Here is an 18,902-nt window from a genome sequence, read left to right as displayed (position 1 = left end):
GTTCCTATTTCAAAAGCAGCTAGACAGTGTGGGCGAGTCCATACATAGGAGCGGCCTTGTGTCGCGATGGGCTGCAAAGCAGCCCCGGCGATTTGTGCACCTGCGCTGAAATCCTGGGGCTGCTTTGCAGCCCTATCGCGACACAAGGCCGCTCCTACAAGGGCCAGCGCAGGCCAGTGAGTCAGCTGATCTGGCCGGCTATCAAGCCCAGGGCCACCGTGATCATCGCCACCCCCGACACCCGGCCAACCAGCTTCGCCGCCCCCGGCCGGGTGCTCAGCACGGCTTTGGCGCCATAACCGACCAGCGAGTAGATCACCAGCGAGCTGCACAGGTGCACCAGGCCCAGCAGCAAGATCTGCAACGGCACCGGCCAGCTCGACTGCGGGTCGGTGAACTGCGGCAACAACGCCAGGAACAGCAAAAACACTTTCGGGTTCAGGCCACTGACGCAAAAACCTTTCAATGCCCAGCGGGACCCCGACTCCCCCGCACCATCCTGCCCGGCCGCCGGCAATGCCGGGCTCAGCAGCAGGTTGCCACCCAGCCACAGCAGGTAGCTGCACCCCGCCAGGGTCAGCAAGGTCAGCGCCAGCGGGTGGCCGGCCAGCAGGCTGCCGACCCCGGCCGCCACCACCAGGGTCGCAAGGAAATGCCCCGACAACATCCCCGCCACCGCGGGCATCACCCAGCGCCCGCGCATGCCGGCCGAAATGGCGTAGGCCCAGTCCGCGCCCGGGGTAATCACGAACAGCATCGACACGGCCCAGAACGCCGTCAGAACACTGAGAGCCACTTGAATCTTCCTTTTTCCACTGCTTTGGGATGACGAAAGATTACGGATTCCGCCGAGGGATTTTCTTTCGTATATTCCCCAACAGCCCTCAATTACTGGAAGATCCTTCTCGATGGACAGGACTGATCGAAAAATCCTTGCCGAACTGCAAAAAGACGGTCGGCTATCGGTGACCGAGTTGGCAGACCGTGTGGGGCTCAGCCTGTCGCCCTGCCATCGGCGCTTGAAGGCGCTGGAGGAATCAGGGGCGATTCTTGGCTATCACGCCCGCTTGGCGCCGAGCGCCCTGGGGCTGAACTTTGCCGCGCTGGTGTTCGTGACCCTGCGCGAAGTCACTCGCCAGCCGGTAGCGGACTTTGAAGCGGCGCTGGCCGAAATCCCGCAGATCGTCGAGGCGCAGCGGCTGTTTGGCGACCCGGATTACCTGCTGCATGTGGTGGCCAAGGATTTGCCGGCGTTCCAGAAGCTGTATGACGAGCAGCTGACCAGCATTCCCAATGTGAAGCGGTTGAGTTCGACCCTGGTGATGAAAGAGGTGATACAGGATCGGTTGTTGCCCATGTAGCGTTGTTGCCTGTACCGGCCCTTTCGCGGGCACGCCCGCTCCCACAGGTGCACCACAGAATCTGAAAGCTGCGCCGTACCTGTGGGAGCGGGCAAGCCCGCGAAAGGGCCAGCACAGGCAACCATTCAGCTGCCCTGAAAATGCGCACACCGCACCACCACCGCCCACCACAAACTACCTGCCACCCCGCCAGCCCCTCTAGCCCAAGCCCTCCCGCCCCCTGGCACCCTCCTTGCTACCGTCCCCCGCTTAACCTTTTGTCAGCCTTAGGTTTTTTAAGGTTTATGGGCACATATTTACTAATTTCTCGTTATCCCCGCGCCCCGCATCATCGCTCCAACAAGAACGCGTCGCCCTTCGCCGGCACGCCCCCGGGCAGCTCCCGATGCCCTACCTTGCCTTGGAGTCAGTCATGACCAGTGCAGCCAATTCGGCACCCCTCATAGAAAAACACACGATCGGCTACGTGCCCCCGCAAGACCGCCATGGAAAGGTAAGGGATCTGTTCACACTGTGGTTCGGCGGCAACATCGCGCCGCTGCCCATCGTCACCGGCGCCCTGGGCGTGCAATTGTTCCACCTGAACCTGGTCTGGGGCATCGTCGCCATCCTGGTCGGCCACCTGGTCGGTGGCGTACTGATGGCGCTGCACTCGGCCCAGGGCCCGCAGATGGGCATCCCGCAGATGATCCAGAGCCGCGCCCAGTTCGGCTCGCTCGGCGCGCTGCTGGTGGTGGTGATCGCCGGGGTCATGTACATCGGCTTCTTCGCCTCCAACATCGTTCTCGCCGGCAAGTCGCTGCACGGCGTGGTCGATGCCGTGCCGGTACCGGTGGGCATCGTCATCGGTGCGCTGGGCTCAGGCATCATCGGCATCATCGGCTACCGCTTCATCCACGTGCTCAACCGCATCGGCACCTGGGTGCTGGGTATCGGCATCGTGGTCGGCTTCGGCTACATCTTCAGCCACGTGCAGAGCGACGACTTCCTCACCCGCGGCGGCTTCAACCTGGCCGGCTGGCTGGCCACCGTGTCGCTGGCGGCACTGTGGCAGATCGCCTTTGCACCCTACGTGTCGGACTACTCGCGCTACCTGCCGGCGGACGTGAAGGTCAGCTCGACGTTCTGGACTACCTACCTGGGCTCGGCCCTGGGTTCGAGCCTGTCGTTCATCTTCGGCGCCGTGGCAGTGCTGGCGATCCCGGCCGGCATGGACACCATGGACGCGGTCAAGCTGGCCACCGGTACCCTCGGCCCGATCATGCTGGTGCTGTTCCTGCTCAGCGTGATCAGCCACAACGCCCTCAACCTGTATGGCGCAGTGCTGTCGATCATCACCCTGGTGCAAACCTTCGCCCACCGCTGGATCCCCACCGCCAAGAGCCGCGCCGTGCTGTCGCTGGTAGTGCTGACGGCCTGCTGCGTGGTGGCAGTGTTCGCCTCGGCGGACTTCATCGGCCACTTCGTCGACATGGTGCTGGTGCTGCTGGTGGTGCTGGTGCCGTGGACAGCGATCAACCTGATCGACTTCTATGCCATCCACAAGGGTGACTACGATATCCAGTCGATCTTCCAGGTCGATGGCGGCATCTACGGGCGCTACAACCCGCAGGCGCTGATTGCCTATGCCGTGGGCATCGTGGTGCAGATCCCGTTCATGAACACGCCACTGTATGTCGGGCCGATTTCCGAGCATATCAACGGAGCGGACCTGTCGTGGCTGGTGGGGCTGGCAGTTACTTCGCCGCTGTACTGGTGGCTGGCCAGCCGTGACAGCGCCTACCGTCGCCGGCAGATGAGTGCCAAGGTGGCCATGGGGCACTGATTCAACCAGTGCCGGCCTCTTCGCGGGCTTGCCCGCTCCCACAGGATGTCACCGGCCTCGAAGGCTGTGGTGTCCCGGTGGGAGCGGGCAAGCCCGCGAAGAGGCCGGTACAGGCAACACATCAATCAGAGGTTGTAGGCCCGCTCATTGTGCTCAGCCAGGTCCAGCCCCTGTTCTTCCTCTTCCCGGCTGGCCCGCAGCCCGATGGTCAGCTTGATCGCCCCCAGAATCGCCCAACTCACCACAAAGCAATACACGAAGGTGAACGCCACCCCCTTCAACTGCACCAATGCCTGCCCGACCGGTGACGCACCCTCCACATAACCGCCCAACGCAGGCGCGGCAAAGACCCCGGTAAGGATCGCGCCGACCATTCCGCCCACGCCATGCAGGCCGAACACATCCAGGCTGTCGTCGTAGCCCAGCGCCTGCTTCAACCGGGTCACGGCAAAGAAACAGATCGCCCCGGTCAACAGCCCGATCACCAGCGCGCCCAGCGGCCCGACAAATGCACAGGCCGGGGTAATCCCGACCAACCCTGCCAAAGCCCCTGAAGCCGCACCCAAGGCCGTCGGCCGACCATGCGCCACCTTCTCGGTCAGCAACCAGCCGACAATCCCCGCACAGGCCGCCACCATGGTCGCCAGCATCACCACCCCCGCCGCCTGGTTGGCCGCCAGCCCCGAGCCGACGTTGAAGCCGAACCAGCCCACCCAAAGCAACCCGGCGCCCACCAGGGTGAAACCGAGGTTGTGCGGCGGCATGGCCACCTGCGGGTAGCCCTTGCGCTTGCCCAGCATCAACGCCGCAGCCAGCGCTGCCACACCGGAGTTGATATGCACGGCGGTACCACCGGCAAAGTCCAGCACGCCCCAGTTGACCATCAACGCCCCCGGCCCGCCCCAGACCATATGCGCGATCGGCGCGTACACCAGCACGAACCAGGCGGCCATGAACAGCAACGAAGCACTGAACTTCATGCGCTCGGCAAAACCACCGGCAATCAGCGCCGGGGTGATGATGGCGAAGGTCAGCTGGAACACCGCGAACACGCCTTCGGGGATGCTACCGACCAGGCTGTCATGGCCGATGTCCAGCATCAGCGCCTTGTCCAGCCCGCCGATGAAGCTGTTGACGGTCAACTGCCCCTCGACCATGCCGGTGGTGTCTACCACCAGGCTGTAGCCGAACAGCACCCAGAGAATGCCGATCACCCCGGCAACGGCGAACAGCTGGGTGAATACCGAGAGGAAGTTCTTGGCCCGCACCATGCCACCGTAGAACAGTGCCAGGCCCGGGATGCACATCATCAGCACGAACATCGCGGCGCAGATCATCCAGGCGGTGTTGCCGGTGTCCAGGGTGGGGTCGGCGGCGTGGGCCCGGGTGGTCAGGGCTAACAACATTACAGCGAGGGTGAGGTGCTTCATGGAGTCACTCCTGTGTGAATGGTGGGGGTGCCCTGGGGCTGCCTTGCAGCCCATCGCGACACAAGGCCGCTCCTACAGGGGGCCGCGCAGGCTCAGAGACGCGGTCCCCTGTAGGAGCGGCCTTGTGCCGCGAATGGGCCGCAAAGCGGCCCCAATTACCAATAACTCAGTACTGCGCCTGCCCCGGCACCCAGGCGGTCCCCGCCAACGGAACCCGCGCCATCGCCGCAGCCTCCACGGTCAACGCCACCAGGTCCTCCGGGTCGAGGTTGTGCAAGTGCGACTTGCCACACGCCCGCGCCATGGTCTGCGCCTCCAGCACCAGCACCCGCAGGTAGTTGGCCAGGCGGCGCCCGGCCTCCTCCGGGTTCAGGCGCCTGGCCAGTTCCGGGTCCTGGGTGGTAATGCCGGCCGGGTCGCGGCCGTTCTGCCAGTCGTCATAGAAACCGGCCGCCGAGCCGATCTTCTTCAGTTCGGCATCCAGCCGCGGGTGGTTGTCACCCAGCGCGATCAACGCCGCAGTGCCAATGGCCACCGCATCAGCCCCGAGGGCCATGGCCTTGGCCACGTCGGCACCGTTGCGAATACCACCGGAGACGATCAGCTGCACCTTGCGGTGCATGCCCATTTCCTGCAGCGCCTGCACTGCCTGCGGAATGGCCGGCAGGATCGGGATGCCGACGTGCTCGATGAACACTTCCTGAGTCGCGGCGGTACCGCCCTGCATGCCGTCGAGCACGATCACATCGGCACCGGCCTTCACCGCCAGCTTTACGTCGTAGTACGGGCGGCTGGCGCCGATCTTCACGTAGATGGGTTTTTCCCAGTCGGTGATCTCGCGGATCTCGGCAATCTTGATCGCCAGGTCATCCGGGCCGGTCCAGTCCGGGTGGCGGCAGGCGCTGCGCTGGTCGACGCCGATCGGCAAGGTGCGCATGCCGGCCACGCGCTCGGTCACCTTCATGCCCAGCAGCATGCCGCCACCGCCCGGCTTGGCACCCTGGCCGAGGACGATCTCGATGGCATCGGCCTTGCGCAGGTCGTCGGGGTTCATGCCGTAGCGCGACGGCAGGTACTGGTACACCAGGTGCTGCGACTGGCCGCGTTCTTCCGGGGTCATGCCGCCGTCGCCTGTGGTGGTGCTGGTGCCGGCGATGGTCGCACCACGGCCAAGCGCCTCTTTGGCGTTGGCCGACAGCGCGCCGAAACTCATGCCGGCGATGGTTACCGGAATTTTCAGGTGGATCGGCTTCTTGGCGAAGCGGGTGCCCAGCAGCACATCGGTGCCGCATTTTTCGCGGTAGCCTTCCAGCGGGTAGCGCGACACGCTGGCACCCAGCAGCAGCAGGTCGTCGAAGTGCGGCACGCGGCGCTTGGTGCCGCCGCCGCGGATGTCGTAGATGCCGGTTTCGGCGGCACGCTGGATTTCCTGGATGGTCAGGCGGTCGAAGGTGGCCGACTCACGCAGTACTGGTGGGAATTGCTCGCTCATGGGAATGCTCCTGGATCAGTACGCGCTGGCGTTGTCGACTTTGAAGTTGTACAGCTGGCGAGCCGAGCCGTAGCGTTTGAAATCGGCAGCCTTGTGGTCCAGGCCGGCCTTGTTCAGCAGTTCCTGCAGCTCTTGCAGGTGCTCGGCGCGCATCTCTTTCTCGATGCAGTCCGAGCCCAGCGACTGCACCGCACCCTTGACGTAGATGCGCACCTCGTACAGCGAATCGCCCAGCGCATCGCCGGCATCGCCACACACCACCAAACGCCCGGCCTGGCCCATGAAGCAGCTCATGTGGCCGATGCTGCCGCCGACGACGATATCCACGCCCTTCATGGAAATACCGCAACGCGCGCCGGCGTCGCCCTCGATCACCAGCAGCCCGCCATGGGCGGTGGCGCCGGCGGCCTGGGAGGCGCTGCCCTTGACCCGCACCGAGCCGGACATCATGTTCTCGGCCACGCCGACACCGACGTTGCCATGCACGGTGACGCTGGCCTGCTGGTTCATGCCGGCGCAGTAGTAGCCGGCGTGGCCTTCGATATCCACGGCCACGGCGGCGTTGATGCCCACGGCCAGGTTGTGCTTGCCGTCGGGGTGGGTCACCCGCCATTCGTGGTCCTGCACCTCACCGTGCAAGGACTGGTTGAGGACACGCACCGAGGTGCTGGAAAGGTCGATCGTCTTCATGTGGTTCTCCAGAGGTTCGGTGGCAGGTCAGGCGCTTTCGCGTTCCCAGACGTACAGGGTGGCCGGGGCCGGTTCCCAGACCTTGGCGTTCTCGATGCCCGGCAGGCTGGCCAGCGCCTGGTACTCCGAGGCCATGGCCACGTAGTCGTCGGTCTCGGCCAGCACGGCGGGCTTGCAGGCGATCGGGTCGCGGATCACGGCAAAGCCGTTGCGGGTGCCGATGGCGAAGGTGAAGAAGCCGTCCAGGTCTTCCAGGGCGCCATCCAGGGCCTGGGCCAGGCTGTCGCCCTGCTGCAGGCGCCAGGTCAGGTAGCCGGCGGCCACTTCGGTGTCGTTGTCAGTCTCGAAACTGATGCCTTCGCGCTTGAGCTCCTGGCGCAGGCGGAAGTGGTTAGACAGCGAGCCGTTGTGCACCAGGCACAGGTCGGCGCCGGTGGAGAACGGGTGGCTGCCTTCCATGGTCACGGCGCTTTCGGTGGCCATGCGGGTATGGCCGATGATGTGGCTGCCTTTCATGCCGGCCAGGCCGAAGCGGCTGGAGATTTCCGCCGGCAGGCCCATGCCCTTGAGGATCTCGATGCTCTGCCCGGCGCTCATGATGCGCACGTCAGGGGCCAGTTCGCTCAAAGCCTGGCGGGCCGATGCCTCGTTGGTGTGCACCTTGAGCACGGCGGCGCTGGCGTTCTGGAACCAGTCCAGCGAGCAGCCCAGGCGCCCTTCCAGCTGGCCCATCAGCGCCGCCCAGGGGTAGTTGATGTCAGTGGCCTGCAGGGTCAGCTTGACCCAGCCATCGGCCACTTCGTCGCCGTAGATGGCAAAGCCGGCGCTGTCCGGGCCACGGTCGGTCATGGCTTCGAGCATGGGTTCGAAGAGCTTGCCGAGCTGGGCTTCCAGCTCGGGTTTTTTCAGGTACAGACCTACGATTCCACACATGGTGATGCTCCTTACTAGGCAGTGGGCGACCGCGTTCGTGCTGGCCGCCCAAGGGATTGGGGGCGGTCAGAAGAATTCGGTGTAACGCTGGATTTCCCAGTCGGAGACGTGGCGGCAGTACTCCACCCACTCCATGCGCTTGAGCTTGATGAACTCGTCGACGATCTCGGCGCCCAGCACTTCGCGGAACAGCGGGTCGGCCTCCAGGGCGTCGGCGGCTTCCTTCAACGACTGCGGCAAGGTCTTGATGCCGCGTGCGGCAATCTCTTCCAGGCTCAGGTTGTAGAGGTTCTCGTTGCACATCTCGCCCGGCTCCAGCTGACGGTCGATGCCATCGAGGCCGGCAGCGATGATCGCGGCGGTGACCAGGTATGGGTTGCAGCCAGCGTCCGGCAGGCGGAACTCCAGGCGGCCATAGGGGATGCGCACCATCGCCGAGCGGTTGTTGGCGCCGTAGGCGACAAACGCCGGGGCCCAGGTGGCGCCGGATAGCGAGCGGCCGACCACCAGGCGCTTGTACGAGTTGACCGTGGGCGCGGCGAAGGCGCACAGCGCCGGGCCATGGGCCAACAGGCCTGCGGCAAAGTGGTAGGCCAGCTTCGACAGGCCCATGCCGCTGCTGTCGGACGGGTCATGGAACAGGTTCTTGTTGGTGCTGCTGGCCAGCGACAGGTGGAAGTGCATGCCATTGCCGGCGCGCTTGGGGTCGGGCTTGGGCATGAACGAGCAGATCATGCCCAGGTCGTTGGCGATCTCGCCGGCGGCCATGCGGAAGAAGGTGAAGCGGTCGGCCGACTCCATGGCGTCGCTGTAGGTGTAGTTGATCTCGAACTGGCCGTTGGCGTCCTCGTGGTCGATCTGGTAGATGTCGAAACCCACCGGCTGCAACGCCTCGGTCAGGCGCTCGAGGAACAGCCGCGAGCGCGACAGGCCCTTGTAGTCGTAGCACGGCTTGTCGAGGTTGTCGGAAGCGTCCACCAGTTGCAGCTTGCCATCCTCGTCGCGGCGGAACAGGCTGAACTCGGGCTCAAGGCCGGTGTTCAGGGTCCAGCCTTTGTCGGCCAGGCGCTGCACCTGCTGCTGCAACACGTAGCGGCTGTCGTAGGGCCAGGGTTGGCCGTTTACGTGGCCTACACACACCACCCGGCCGTAACCCGGCTGCCACGGTACCGGGATCAAGGTGGAAAGGTCGCCGCGGGCCATGAAGTCGGGGCCGTGCGGTTCCATGCCCATGCCGCAGATGGCGAACCCGGCAAAGCCGGCGCCCTCCTCGGCCACCATCTTCAGGCCCGAGACCGGCACCGATTTGGTCTTCGCCGAGCCATGGATATCGACGAACTGCGCCAGCACGTACTTGATGCCGTGCTGATCGAGGGTGCGCTGGGTTTCTGCTGGCAACATGGGTTGAACACTCCTGGGTAAGGGGCAATGATTCCGCATGGGAAACTTACTTTCCTCTCAGGAATGCAATGTGCTTGCCAACTTTGTTCAGGGTGCAACCTTTTGTTGCCTGTTCGGGCCTCTTCGCGGGCCTGTGGGAGCGGGCGTGCCCGCGAAGAGGCCGGTACGGGCAACCCAAAACCCAAGCAGATTTCCACGCTCCATTTATGGGAAACTTGTTTTCACCCGAGGAAAGATGCAGCCACCGCAGCTGCATTTCGCACTTTCCCAGTGCGAAAACTTTATTCTTGAACTGAAACCGTGCAGGACATTCGATGCCAACCGAAACCGAACCGCGCCTTCGCCTGGAGCAGTACCTGGGCCTGCAGATCAAGCGCCAGCGCCAGGCCCAGTCCCTCAAGCTCGCCGACGTGGCGCGCATCGCCGGCATCAGCCAAGGCATGCTGAGCAAGATCGAGAACGCCCAGGTGTCCACCAGCCTCGACACCCTCAGCCGCCTGTGCGATGTGCTGGGCATGCCGATGGCCAAGCTGTTCAGCCAATATGACCAGCCCGACGGCAATGCCTTGTTGGTGAAAGCCGGTGAAGGGCTGGAGGTGGTGCGCCGCGGTACCGAGAAAGGCCACACCTACCATTTGCTCAATCACGCCAGGGGGCCGAAGAAGAACTTCGAGGCGTACATGGTGACCATGGACGACGCCAGCGAAGAGTTCCCGACCTTCGCCCACCCCGGCACCGAGTTTCTCCACTTGCTGGAGGGTGAACTGGTGTACCGCCACGGCAACCAGCTCTATCACATGCAGGCCGGCGACAGCCTGACCTTCGACGGCGAGACCCCGCACGGCCCCGAGCAGCTGGTGCAGGTACCCATCCGCCTGTTGTCGATCATGAACTACGGCGACGAGTGACGCGGCGCAGCAAGGCAACAACCGATGTCGCGATCAGACAAGCACACGTCGCCCGCGATCGGCTTCAGAACTGTGTCTACAAAAATAATACACACATCGACCAGCCCCGCGCCGTGGGCTGATCGGTGCGGTATTCGCGAGTAAAACAGCCTCGCTTCACAATTCCAACGCTGTGGCGCCTTTTTGCACCGGGCAGTTCGTCCGGGCTCATAACGATAAAACTCCCAGTATTAGAGACCCGCGCCGCGCCAGCCGGGAGTGTTTGCGCGCGCCACATTGTGAAGACTTGACTGCCATGATCGCGACTTCAATCCCCGTAGCCGGTGCTGCCACCGGCCACCGTAACGCCCTGTGCGTTGCCCATATCGCCGCTGTGCTGTTCGGCCTGACCGGCATCCTCGGTCACCTGATCGAGGCCGACGCCAGCATCATCACCTTCGGCCGCGCCACCTTCGCCTTCATCGCCCTGGGCTTCGTCGCCGGGCTCAAGGGCACGCGCCTGCTCGACGCCCTCACCCTGCGCAACCTGCCGGTGCTGGGCCTGACCGGCGCCCTGCTGGCTGCCCACTGGGTAACCTTCTTCATCGCCGTGAAGGTTGGCGGCGTGGCCGTGGCCACCCTGGGCTTCGCCAGCTTCCCGGCGTTCATCGCCATGATCGAGCGCGGCGTGTTCGGCCAGCGTATCGGTGCCGTGCAAGGTTTGCTGCTGCTGATGGTCACGGCCGGTCTGGTGTTGGTGGTACCGACCTTCGACCTGCTCGACAAAGGCACCGTCGGCCTGCTCTGGGGCCTGGGCTCGGGCCTGGCGTTCGCCCTGCTGACCGTGGCCAACCGCCGCAACGGCTCGAGCATGAACGCGATGCAGGTGGCGTTCTGGCAGAACGTGGTGGTGGCTGCGCTGGTGGCGCCGTTTGCCTTCACTCACCTGGGCAACACCAGCCTGGCTGGCAGTGACTGGGTCAACCTGGCGCTGTTGGGCGTGTTCTGCACCGGGCTGTCGCAGTTCCTGTTCGTCAAGAGCCTGGAAGGCCTGGAAGCGCGCACGGCCGGCATGATCATCGCGCTGGAGCCGGTGTACGCGATCATCGGCGCTTGGTGGCTGTTCGGTGAGCAGCCAAGCCTGCGCATGGCCGCTGGCGCTGCGCTGATCGTGCTGGCGACCATCCTGGCGGCGGCGCGCAAGGCACCAGCGGAACAAGGCGATACCAGCCGCTGCGCGCATTGATGTATGAGCTTGCCTGAACGGCCCTCATCGCCGGCAAGCCGGCTCCCACCCGACCGCTTAGGCCTCAAGCATTGTGCAGTACCTGTGGGAGCTGGCTTGCCGGCGATGAGGCCAGAACAGGCAGCACAAGACAGTTACTCCCACAGGGTAATCACAGGGCTCTAGCCTGATGCTTTACCTGTGGGAGCTGGCTTGCCGGCGATGAGGTCGGTACAGGCGACTAAGCGCCCTCAGGCAGCAGACTGCGGTCAAACATGAACGCCCGCTCCCCCTGTGGTGTGTACTGATACAACTGCTGCGGCCGGCCCAGCCTGGGCTGGTTCTTCTCCCCGGTGTCCCTCACCCACCCCAGCTCGCGCAAGCGCTCCAGGCGTTTGCGCAGCGAGGTGTTGTTCACCGCCTGCCCCAGGCACGCCTGCACCGCACCTAGCGCATCCAGCACAGTGAACTTCTCCGCCAGCAGGTAAAGCGGCAGGCTGCTGTACACCGTCTTCGCCGCCAGCCGCTCACGGGCGCGCTCCACCAACAGGTTGTGATCAAAGGGCAACAGCACCTTGCGCGCCAATACGCTGTCCAAGTCGAAAAACGCCAGTTGCTCGCCCTCGACGACCTGCCCGGGTTCGAGCAATGCCAGGTAATAGGTGCTGAGTGACCATCCACGCGGGTCGCGGAAAGCATTGCCCTCGGTGCCCACCTGTTCCATGTAGCACGGTACGACCTGGGTTTTCTCGCGCAGCGCGCGTTCGGCAGCAGCTTCCAGGCTGGTGTCGGGGGTGCGGCCATTGACGATCACCCCGGGCAAGGCCCACTGGCCGGCATGCGGTTCACGCTCACGACGGTGCAACAGCACCTGCAGATGCTGAGCTTCGGGGGCCATGCGCAGGGCGACGATATCGACGCTGGCCAGGACTTCGACTGCATTCACCGGGCGACTCCTTGTTCAAGCTCACCATAATCCACCAGAGCATCTAAGTAAGGCAAGCAGAAAGCCCGTTTCAAAAGTTGCTTGACACACTTAATACACCAAGTGAATTATGTATCCATTCCAGCGAGGAGAACCGCCATGAAGATCGCCAGTTTCGATGTCGACGCCCAGAACGGCTTCACCAGCAACGTGCCGCAAGAGCTGCCGGTTCCCGAAGGCGATGAAATCGCGGTAGATCTTAATACCATGGCCTTGCGCGCCGACCTGCGCCTGGGCAGCAAGGACGCCCACCCGGCCAACGCCGCCTGGGTGGTCGCCGACCCCGCGCACATGCTGCAGCCCCTGCAGCTGGCCAACGCCGACCTGACCTGGGTCAGCCACTGCGTCCCCGGCACACCCGGCTTCGAGTTGCTGCCCGGCCTGCCGGCCCCCATCGACTACGACTATTTCGTGTGGAAAGGCGTCGAGCCCGACCTGCACCCCTACGGCGCCTGCTACCACGACCTGGCCGAACGCCGCTCCACCGGGGTGATCGAGTACCTCAAGGTGCAGCAGGTGGGCGCGGTGATCGTCGGTGGCCTGGCCCTGGACTATTGCGTCAGGACCACCGCCCGCCAATTGCGCCAGGCCGGCTTCCAGGTGCTGTTGTACCTGCCGGCTTGCCGCGCCCTCACCCAGGCAGGCGCCATCGAGGCGTGTGGCGCCCTGGCCGCCGACGGCGTGATCCTCTGCGGCGACGAAGCCGCGCTCGACCACCAGCTCTCTCTGATCAAGGAAGACCGCCCATGAGCGACAGCGTTTTCGGCCCACGCATCATCCAGAACCTGCTGGACACCGACTTCTACAAGATCACCATGATGCAGGCGGTGCTGCACAACTACCCCAACGCCGAGGTGGAATGGGAGTTCCGCTGCCGTAACGGCGAGAACCTCGCACCTTACCTGGCGGAAATCCGTTACCAGGTCGAACAACTGGCCGATGTCAGCATCACGCATGACCAGCTCGCCTACCTGGAGAAGATCCCGTTCATCAAACCGGACTTCATCCGCTTTCTCAGCCTGTTCCGCTTCAACCTGCGCTATGTACAGGTAGGCCTGGATGATGCCGGGCAACTGGCGATTCGCGTGCGCGGGCCGTGGTTGCACGTGATTCTCTACGAGATCCCGCTGCTGGCGATCATCAGCGAGGTGCGCAACCGCTACCGCTATCGCGAGGTGGTGATCGAGCAGGTCCGCGAGCGCCTGTATCAGAACCTCGACTGGCTGAAGGCCGAGGCCAGCGCCGAAGAACTGGCCGGTTTCCAACTGGCCGACTTCGGCACCCGGCGGCGCTTCTCCTACCGGGTGCAGGAAGAGGTGGTGCACATTCTGAAGCGTGACTTCCCGGGCCGCTTTGTCGGTACCAGCAACGTGCACCTGGCCCGCGAATACCAGCTCAAGCCGATCGGCACCATGGCCCACGAGTGGTTCATGGCCCACCAGCAACTCGGCCCGCGCCTGGTCGACAGCCAGGCTGCCGCGCTGGAATGCTGGGTGCGGGAATACCGGGGGCTGCTGGGCATCGCCCTGACCGACTGCATCACCATGGACGCGTTCCTCGGCGATTTCGACCTGTACTTCGCCAAGCTGTTCGATGGCCTGCGGCACGATTCGGGCGATCCGCTGGCCTGGGCGGAAAAGGCCATTGCCCACTATGAGCGGCTGGGGATCGACCCGAAGAGCAAGACCCTGATCTTTTCCGACGGGCTGGACCTTGCCAAGGCGCTGGGGCTGTACCGGGCGTTGCACGAGCGGATCAATGTGAGCTTTGGCATTGGTACCAGGCTGACCTGCGATGTCCCGGGGGTGGAGCCGATGAACATCGTGATCAAGATGACGGCGTGCAATGGGGCTCCAGTGGCCAAGATTTCCGACAGCCCGGGCAAGACACAGTGCCGGGATGAAAATTTCGTGGCGTACCTCAAACATGTTTTCAACTGCTGAAGGGTCGCACCCTCAGCCCGTGCCCAAAGTAGCGCTAATAACATTTACAGGGTGTGGCCTGGCCATAGAACTTAAACCAGTATTGGCCGAGCAGGCGTTGGCCTGTTGTCCATTCCTCGCTCTTTGTACTGCGATAAATCAGAGCTGGTTGCACATCACAAAAGCTCAAGGCTTGCTGTACTTGCCTCGATATCTACCGCATATGGTACTACTTCCATTTGGAATAACACGGGCGACGGATTGCATTGCCCAATCGTTCTGTACGCGTCAAACTCACTGGTCATATGGCCGGTCAGCGATCCCCCCATTGGCGGGCCGAGCAAGTGGCGGCCCCAAAGTACCGGGCGCTACTACCGGACATACCGTCCATTCATGACCTTGCCAGTCGTGGCGTGTTCAGCGCACTAGCGTTATGCCCAACCACGACGCGAGACAATGCTTGGCAGAGGCAGATTCGGCTCCCGCATCCGGTGGACCGAATGTAGTCGCGATAATCGACGCGTATGCCTATCGCAGGGACAACTAGAGAAGCGTCCGCGCCATCCCCAAAACGTACTCAATGTACAGGGAGGCGCCATGCATACCACCCGTAACGCCCTGGTGGTGTTGGCCCAACACCAGCACGATGACCTGGCCCTGACCAAGGCCAAGCAGATTGCCGACCTTACCCACGCCCACTTGCATCTACTGCTCTGTGCCAAACCAAATGGGCATTCGATGTATCTGAAGCTGATGCAGGAGCAACTGGCCCAGGAGGGATACGATGTCAGTGCTCAGCAGGCTTGGCACGACAACCCCTGCAAGACGGTGTTCGCCGTACAGCAGGCTGAAGGTTGCGACCTGGTGATCAAGCAGCACCGAGCGGACAGCGCACTAAAAAAGGCCCTACTCACTCCTGAAGACTGGCACTTGCTGCGCCAGTGCCCGAGCCCGGTGCTGATGGTCAAGCATGCCAATCCTTGGACAGAGCGCCCCATCCTTACGGCCATTGACGCTGGCAGCGACGACCTCAAGCATCGTGTGCTGCAGGTTGGCATCCTCAGCCACGGCCACGACCTCGCCCACCTCAGTCATGCCAGCCTGCACATGATGAGCGCCTACCCTTACCCGATGCTGTCGGCAGCCGACCCCATATTCCAGCTCAAGGAAAGCATCGTGACCTTCTACCATGAGCAGTGCCAGGGCTATCAGGACGAGTTCGATATCGACGACGAACACCTGCACCTTGCGGAAGGCCCTGCCGACCAGCTGATTCCGCATGTCGCCCATCAGCTAGGCGCCGCCCTCACCGTACTCGGCAGCGTGGCGCGCAGAGGCCTGAGTGGCGTACTGCTAGGTAACACCGCCGAATTAGTACTGGATGCCATGGAAAGTGATGTGCTGGTGCTCAAACCTTGGGATGTCATCCGTGAATTGGAAGCGCTGGCCGCTCACCACTGAGCAGACGCCTGATAGCCGCTCCCGGGCGTGAGGCCCGGGAGCAAACGGCAGAGTCAACTTGAATGACGAAAATGCAACTATGCTAGGTCTGATTACCGGAACTGATTGAAAGGCAGGTCTGCCGGAGGTCTAAAGTTGCGAATCGCTTTTCTGGTGAACCGGGACGTTGAGAGCAACCTCACTCTCAATTTCCTGTTGCCCGAGATTCACGAGAGCACAGTGGGAATATTCCTCTCGGAAAGAGTGGGATCGGGCAGGAAGGTTCCACGCATGCTCGGGCAACTGGCATTGATCGAGCAGGACTTCTTCAATGCCTTGGCCCCTGGATTAATCGGATCGAGCGACCAGGTCAGCAGCGGGCATCGATTCGGTTTTGCAGAACTGCAGCAACGCTTTGGGGTTCCTGTACGGGTATTGCCCAACTTGAGTGATCCTGCGGGCCTGCAAATGCTGCAGGACGCGGGGGCGGATCTGTTCATCTCAATCCGCTTTGGTCAAATCCTGAAGAATGAAGCGCTGGCAATTCCGTCACGCGGCGTCCTCAATCTTCACTCTGGCCTCTTGCCTCAGTATCGAGGTGTTCTGGCGACCTTCCGGGCGCTGCTGAACGGGGACCCGGAGATCGGCTGTACTCTCCATTGGATCGACAGTCCCGGCATTGATGTTGGTCGCATCATTGAGACTGCCAGGGTGGCAGTCGAAAAGGAGCGCTCCTTGCTGTGGCACATCCTTTCACTTTATCAACCAGGCGCGCGTCTCATCATGAACGCAATCAGGCGCTTGGAGCGCGATGAGCCTATGACGGGAACGTCTCAAGATCCATCTGCCGGGGCCTACTACTCCTTTCCCAGCGAGGATGACCTGACGCGGTTCACGGCACTGGGGTGGCGGCTCTTCGATCGCGAGGACGTATGGGATCTTTTCGAATCGTACGGATTCCCGTTACGGATAAACACGCTTTGAGAGCCGAACGGCGGGGTACCGCACCGCATTCAAGAACCGTGAGAAACCTGAGGGAGCGGGCAAGCCCGCGAAGAGGCCAGCACAGTCACCCCACCTCTTGCAGGCCAACACACAACTCCAGGAACCGCGCCGCAGCCCGCGACGGGGTGGCTGCATGCGGCACCAGAATGGAAAACCGCCGCACCAACGCCTGCGGCACAACCTGCAACCGCTGCAACGCCCCATCCTCATGCCGGATCGACATCGCCGACACAAAACCAATACCCATCCCGGCCCGCACTGCCTCCTTCACCCCTTCCACCCCGGCAATCTCCAGCGCCACGCGCATCGCCACGCCACTGCGGGCAAATGCCCGCTCGACGATCTGTCGCACACCCGAGCCGCTCTCGCGCAGCACCAACGGGTAAGCCCCCAGCGACGCCAGCGTCTGTCGGTCACTGCCAGCCAGCGGATGACCACGTGGCACGATGGCCACGATCTCGTCTTCCCGCCACGCCGTCACCGCCGTGCCCAATGGCAGTTCCTGCCCAGGCGGCCCTTCGATCAGGGCGATATCGACGCTGTCCAGCGCAGCGACGATTTCTGCCGTATTGCCGTTGGAAGTGCTCACCAGCACCTCCGGGTAGCGGGCATGGAAATCGGCAATCAGGTAAGGCAGCAGGTAGCTGGCCGGCGTGGTACTGGCGCCGATGCGCAAGGTACCTCGCTCCAGCCCGCGCATGGCCTCGCGCAATGCCTGGGCCTGACGGAAGGTTTCGCGCAGGCGCTCGGCATGGGCCAGCAATTGCTCGCCGGCTGCTGTCAGCCGCACACCACGGCCGGCGCGCTGATACAGCGGCTCGCCAAAGGCCTCCTGCAGCAGCTTGAGCTGGCCAGACACCGCCGGCTGCGACAAGTGCAGGGCCTGGGCCGCATGGCTGATGTTGCCGTGCTCGGCGACGGTGGCGAACGTTATCAGTTGTTCTGGGGTCATGAATGAAAAATATCAGTTAAACGGATATTTGCCATCCTAAATTACGATTTTTTATAAGCTTATAACCAGATTAACGTAAGCCATGTCGAAACACCTTTCCGGAGGACTCACATGGCCACGGCTCCGTCCAACCCCGCCTTTGCACCTACCCTCTCTACCCGAGGGCGGCTCAATGGCATCCTGTTCGTCGCGCTGTTCGCACTTGCGGTCACCCAGTTGGCCGCCCTGCCCGCCATCGCCAACCTGGGTATCAGCCCACTGATCGTCGGTATCGTCGCCGGTGCGCTTTACGGCAATGCACTGCGTGACGGTGTACCGGCAAGCTGGGCGGCGGGTATCAACTTTTCCGCCCGCGGCCTGCTGCGCATTGCCGTGGCCTTCTTCGGCCTGCGGGTAAGCCTGCAGGAAATTGCCGAAGTCGGCTGGTCCGGGCTCATCGTGTCGTTGCTGGTGGTGTCCAGCACCCTGCTGATCGGCCTGTGGTGCGGCATGAAGCTGTTCAAGCTGGACCGCGATACCGCCTTGCTGACCGCGGCCGGCAGCGCCATCTGCGGCGCCGCCGCGGTTCTGGCCTTCGAGTCGGCGCTGCGCAGTGCACCGCACAAAAGCGCCATGGCGGTTGGTAGCGTGGTGCTGTTCGGCACCCTGTCGATGTTCCTCTACCCATTGGCGATCAATGCCGGCTGGCTGCACCTGGACGCCATGGGCGCCGGGCTGTTCCTGGGCGGCACCATTCACGAAGTGGCCCAGGTGGTCGGTGCGGCCAGCAACGTCAGCCCCGAGGCCACGCATATCGCCACCATCGTCAAGATGACCCGGGTGATGCTGCTGGTACCGGTACTGCTGGTGGTGGGCCTTTGGATCAGCCGCGCGCGCCAGCCGGGCCAGGCACAGGGCAACGGGCGCATCGCCATGCCCTGGTTCGCCTTCGGCTTCCTCGCGCTGGTGCTGGTGAATTCGCTGCAGGTGTTGCCGGGCAGCGTGACGCAAGCGGTTAACAGCCTGGATACCTTCGCCCTGACCATGGCCATGACCGCGCTGGGGATGGAGACGCGCCTCAGCCAGATTCGCCAGGCCGGGCCGCGGGCGCTGGCCACCGGGGCGATTCTCAACCTCTGGCTGGTGTTTGGTGGCGTGGCGATTACCCTTGGCGTGCAGAAGCTGTTGAGCTGACTTGAGACCGAGTCGCCTGCTTCGCGGGCTTGCCCGCTCCCACAGGTCCAGCGCAAGCCTGAAAGCAGCGCGGCCCCTGTGGGAGCGGGCAAGCCCGCGAAGAAGCCAGCCTGGTCTCAAGCTTTTTCCACTCCCCCCTCGTTGCCGTCCACATTTCTCGGTATGGTGTTGTCAAAGAAGG

General features: G+C 63.3%; 17 protein-coding genes. 9 read left to right on the top strand and 8 right to left on the bottom strand.

Features of this window, described 5'->3' with window-relative positions; translation table 11 throughout:
• Positions 1 to 181: 181 nt before the first annotated feature.
• Entirely contained in the window at positions 182 to 796 is a 615-nt protein-coding gene (locus C163_RS10870; RefSeq protein WP_015270734.1) for a LysE family translocator, read from the bottom strand.
• 112 nt (positions 797 to 908) lie between these two features.
• On the opposite strand from C163_RS10870, the gene C163_RS10865 reads away from it, so the two are divergent.
• The gene (locus tag C163_RS10865; RefSeq protein ID WP_015270735.1) at positions 909 to 1,361 is read left to right on the top strand and encodes an Lrp/AsnC family transcriptional regulator; all 453 of its coding nucleotides are present in this window, start codon (positions 909 to 911) and stop codon (positions 1,359 to 1,361) included.
• Positions 1,362 to 1,773: 412 nt separating this feature from the next.
• Positions 1,774 to 3,186 carry a cytosine permease gene (locus C163_RS10860; RefSeq protein ID WP_025338785.1) on the top strand — a complete coding sequence of 471 codons (1,413 nt, stop codon included), beginning with the start codon at positions 1,774 to 1,776 and terminating at the stop codon, positions 3,184 to 3,186.
• A gap of 125 nt (positions 3,187 to 3,311) precedes the next feature.
• On the opposite strand, the gene C163_RS10855 is transcribed toward C163_RS10860, so the two are convergent.
• The 5 genes from C163_RS10855 to glnT all read right to left on the bottom strand — a co-directional run bounded on the left by C163_RS10855 (position 3,312) and on the right by glnT (position 9,132).
• Positions 3,312 to 4,616, bottom strand: coding sequence for an ammonium transporter (locus tag C163_RS10855; protein WP_025338784.1), 1,305 nt, complete (start codon positions 4,614 to 4,616; stop codon positions 3,312 to 3,314).
• Positions 4,617 to 4,782: 166 nt separating this feature from the next.
• A complete protein-coding gene (locus tag C163_RS10850) occupies positions 4,783 to 6,108 on the bottom strand; it encodes an FMN-binding glutamate synthase family protein (protein ID WP_013973039.1) in 1,326 nt (441 codons plus the stop codon).
• 15 nt (positions 6,109 to 6,123) lie between these two features.
• Positions 6,124 to 6,798 carry a protein glxC gene (locus C163_RS10845; RefSeq protein WP_025338783.1) on the bottom strand — a complete coding sequence of 225 codons (675 nt, stop codon included), beginning with the start codon at positions 6,796 to 6,798 and terminating at the stop codon, positions 6,124 to 6,126.
• Positions 6,799 to 6,825: 27 nt separating this feature from the next.
• Positions 6,826 to 7,731 carry a glutamine amidotransferase family protein gene (locus C163_RS10840; RefSeq protein WP_025338782.1) on the bottom strand — a complete coding sequence of 302 codons (906 nt, stop codon included), beginning with the start codon at positions 7,729 to 7,731 and terminating at the stop codon, positions 6,826 to 6,828.
• A 66-nt stretch (positions 7,732 to 7,797) separates the two neighbouring features.
• Positions 7,798 to 9,132 carry a type III glutamate--ammonia ligase gene (glnT, locus tag C163_RS10835; protein WP_015270738.1) on the bottom strand — a complete coding sequence of 445 codons (1,335 nt, stop codon included), beginning with the start codon at positions 9,130 to 9,132 and terminating at the stop codon, positions 7,798 to 7,800.
• Positions 9,133 to 9,446: 314 nt separating this feature from the next.
• Here glnT and C163_RS10830 point away from each other — a divergent pair, with 314 nt between their 5' ends.
• Together C163_RS10830 and C163_RS10825 are read left to right on the top strand one after the other, a co-directional pair.
• Positions 9,447 to 10,040 (top strand): cupin domain-containing protein, encoded by a 594-nt coding sequence (locus C163_RS10830; protein ID WP_025338781.1) that lies wholly within the window; start codon positions 9,447 to 9,449, stop codon positions 10,038 to 10,040.
• Between the two features lie 295 nt (positions 10,041 to 10,335).
• Positions 10,336 to 11,265, top strand: coding sequence for a DMT family transporter (locus C163_RS10825; protein WP_025338780.1), 930 nt, complete (start codon positions 10,336 to 10,338; stop codon positions 11,263 to 11,265).
• Positions 11,266 to 11,485: 220 nt separating this feature from the next.
• On the opposite strand, the gene C163_RS10820 is transcribed toward C163_RS10825, so the two are convergent.
• Positions 11,486 to 12,190, bottom strand: coding sequence for an NUDIX domain-containing protein (locus C163_RS10820; protein WP_025338779.1), 705 nt, complete (start codon positions 12,188 to 12,190; stop codon positions 11,486 to 11,488).
• A gap of 138 nt (positions 12,191 to 12,328) precedes the next feature.
• Between C163_RS10820 and C163_RS10815 the strand changes: the two genes are divergently transcribed.
• The 4 genes from C163_RS10815 (at position 12,329) to C163_RS10800 (ending at position 16,575) form a co-directional block, all read left to right on the top strand.
• Positions 12,329 to 12,979: an isochorismatase family protein gene (locus tag C163_RS10815; RefSeq protein ID WP_025338778.1), complete on the top strand. Its 651-nt coding sequence runs from the start codon at positions 12,329 to 12,331 to the stop codon at positions 12,977 to 12,979.
• Positions 12,976 to 14,172 (top strand): nicotinate phosphoribosyltransferase, encoded by a 1,197-nt coding sequence (pncB, locus tag C163_RS10810; protein ID WP_025338777.1) that lies wholly within the window; start codon positions 12,976 to 12,978, stop codon positions 14,170 to 14,172. The genes C163_RS10815 and pncB overlap by 4 nt, the downstream gene beginning before the upstream one ends.
• Positions 14,173 to 14,748: 576 nt before the next feature.
• On the top strand, positions 14,749 to 15,612 hold the full coding sequence (locus tag C163_RS10805; RefSeq protein ID WP_025338776.1) for a universal stress protein: 864 nt from the start codon (positions 14,749 to 14,751) through the stop codon (positions 15,610 to 15,612).
• A 270-nt stretch (positions 15,613 to 15,882) separates the two neighbouring features.
• Positions 15,883 to 16,575: a formyl transferase gene (locus C163_RS10800; protein ID WP_256220400.1), complete on the top strand. Its 693-nt coding sequence runs from the start codon at positions 15,883 to 15,885 to the stop codon at positions 16,573 to 16,575.
• An 85-nt stretch (positions 16,576 to 16,660) separates the two neighbouring features.
• Here the strand turns inward: C163_RS10800 and C163_RS10795 are convergent, their stop codons facing one another.
• The gene (locus C163_RS10795; RefSeq protein ID WP_015270743.1) at positions 16,661 to 17,548 is read right to left on the bottom strand and encodes a LysR family transcriptional regulator; all 888 of its coding nucleotides are present in this window, start codon (positions 17,546 to 17,548) and stop codon (positions 16,661 to 16,663) included.
• 111 nt (positions 17,549 to 17,659) lie between these two features.
• On the opposite strand from C163_RS10795, the gene C163_RS10790 reads away from it, so the two are divergent.
• Positions 17,660 to 18,721, top strand: a complete 1,062-nt coding sequence (locus C163_RS10790; RefSeq protein ID WP_025338774.1) for a YeiH family protein — start codon at positions 17,660 to 17,662, stop codon at positions 18,719 to 18,721.
• Positions 18,722 to 18,902: the final 181 nt, after the last annotated feature.

Origin of the sequence: Pseudomonas sp. FGI182, assembly GCF_000511325.1 — a bacterium.
GTDB lineage: Bacteria > Pseudomonadota > Gammaproteobacteria > Pseudomonadales > Pseudomonadaceae > Aquipseudomonas > Aquipseudomonas putida_Z.
This window is presented reverse-complemented; position numbering and strand designations above follow the sequence as displayed.

What these genes read in the sequence shown, in the direction of transcription:
- C163_RS10865 (WP_015270735.1), top strand. Translation starts at nt 909, where the DNA reads ATGGACAGGACTGATCGAAAAATCCTTGCCGAACTGCAAAAAGACGGT.
- C163_RS10860 (WP_025338785.1), top strand. Translation starts at nt 1,774, where the DNA reads ATGACCAGTGCAGCCAATTCGGCACCCCTCATAGAAAAACACACGATC.
- C163_RS10855 (WP_025338784.1), bottom strand. Translation starts at nt 4,616, where the DNA reads ATGAAGCACCTCACCCTCGCTGTAATGTTGTTAGCCCTGACCACCCGG.
- C163_RS10850 (WP_013973039.1), bottom strand. Translation starts at nt 6,108, where the DNA reads ATGAGCGAGCAATTCCCACCAGTACTGCGTGAGTCGGCCACCTTCGAC.
- C163_RS10845 (WP_025338783.1), bottom strand. Translation starts at nt 6,798, where the DNA reads ATGAAGACGATCGACCTTTCCAGCACCTCGGTGCGTGTCCTCAACCAG.
- C163_RS10840 (WP_025338782.1), bottom strand. Translation starts at nt 7,731, where the DNA reads ATGTGTGGAATCGTAGGTCTGTACCTGAAAAAACCCGAGCTGGAAGCC.
- glnT (WP_015270738.1), bottom strand. Translation starts at nt 9,132, where the DNA reads ATGTTGCCAGCAGAAACCCAGCGCACCCTCGATCAGCACGGCATCAAG.
- C163_RS10830 (WP_025338781.1), top strand. Translation starts at nt 9,447, where the DNA reads ATGCCAACCGAAACCGAACCGCGCCTTCGCCTGGAGCAGTACCTGGGC.
- C163_RS10825 (WP_025338780.1), top strand. Translation starts at nt 10,336, where the DNA reads ATGATCGCGACTTCAATCCCCGTAGCCGGTGCTGCCACCGGCCACCGT.
- C163_RS10815 (WP_025338778.1), top strand. Translation starts at nt 12,329, where the DNA reads ATGAAGATCGCCAGTTTCGATGTCGACGCCCAGAACGGCTTCACCAGC.
- pncB (WP_025338777.1), top strand. Translation starts at nt 12,976, where the DNA reads ATGAGCGACAGCGTTTTCGGCCCACGCATCATCCAGAACCTGCTGGAC.
- C163_RS10805 (WP_025338776.1), top strand. Translation starts at nt 14,749, where the DNA reads ATGCATACCACCCGTAACGCCCTGGTGGTGTTGGCCCAACACCAGCAC.
- C163_RS10800 (WP_256220400.1), top strand. Translation starts at nt 15,883, where the DNA reads ATGCTCGGGCAACTGGCATTGATCGAGCAGGACTTCTTCAATGCCTTG.
- C163_RS10795 (WP_015270743.1), bottom strand. Translation starts at nt 17,548, where the DNA reads ATGACCCCAGAACAACTGATAACGTTCGCCACCGTCGCCGAGCACGGC.
- C163_RS10790 (WP_025338774.1), top strand. Translation starts at nt 17,660, where the DNA reads ATGGCCACGGCTCCGTCCAACCCCGCCTTTGCACCTACCCTCTCTACC.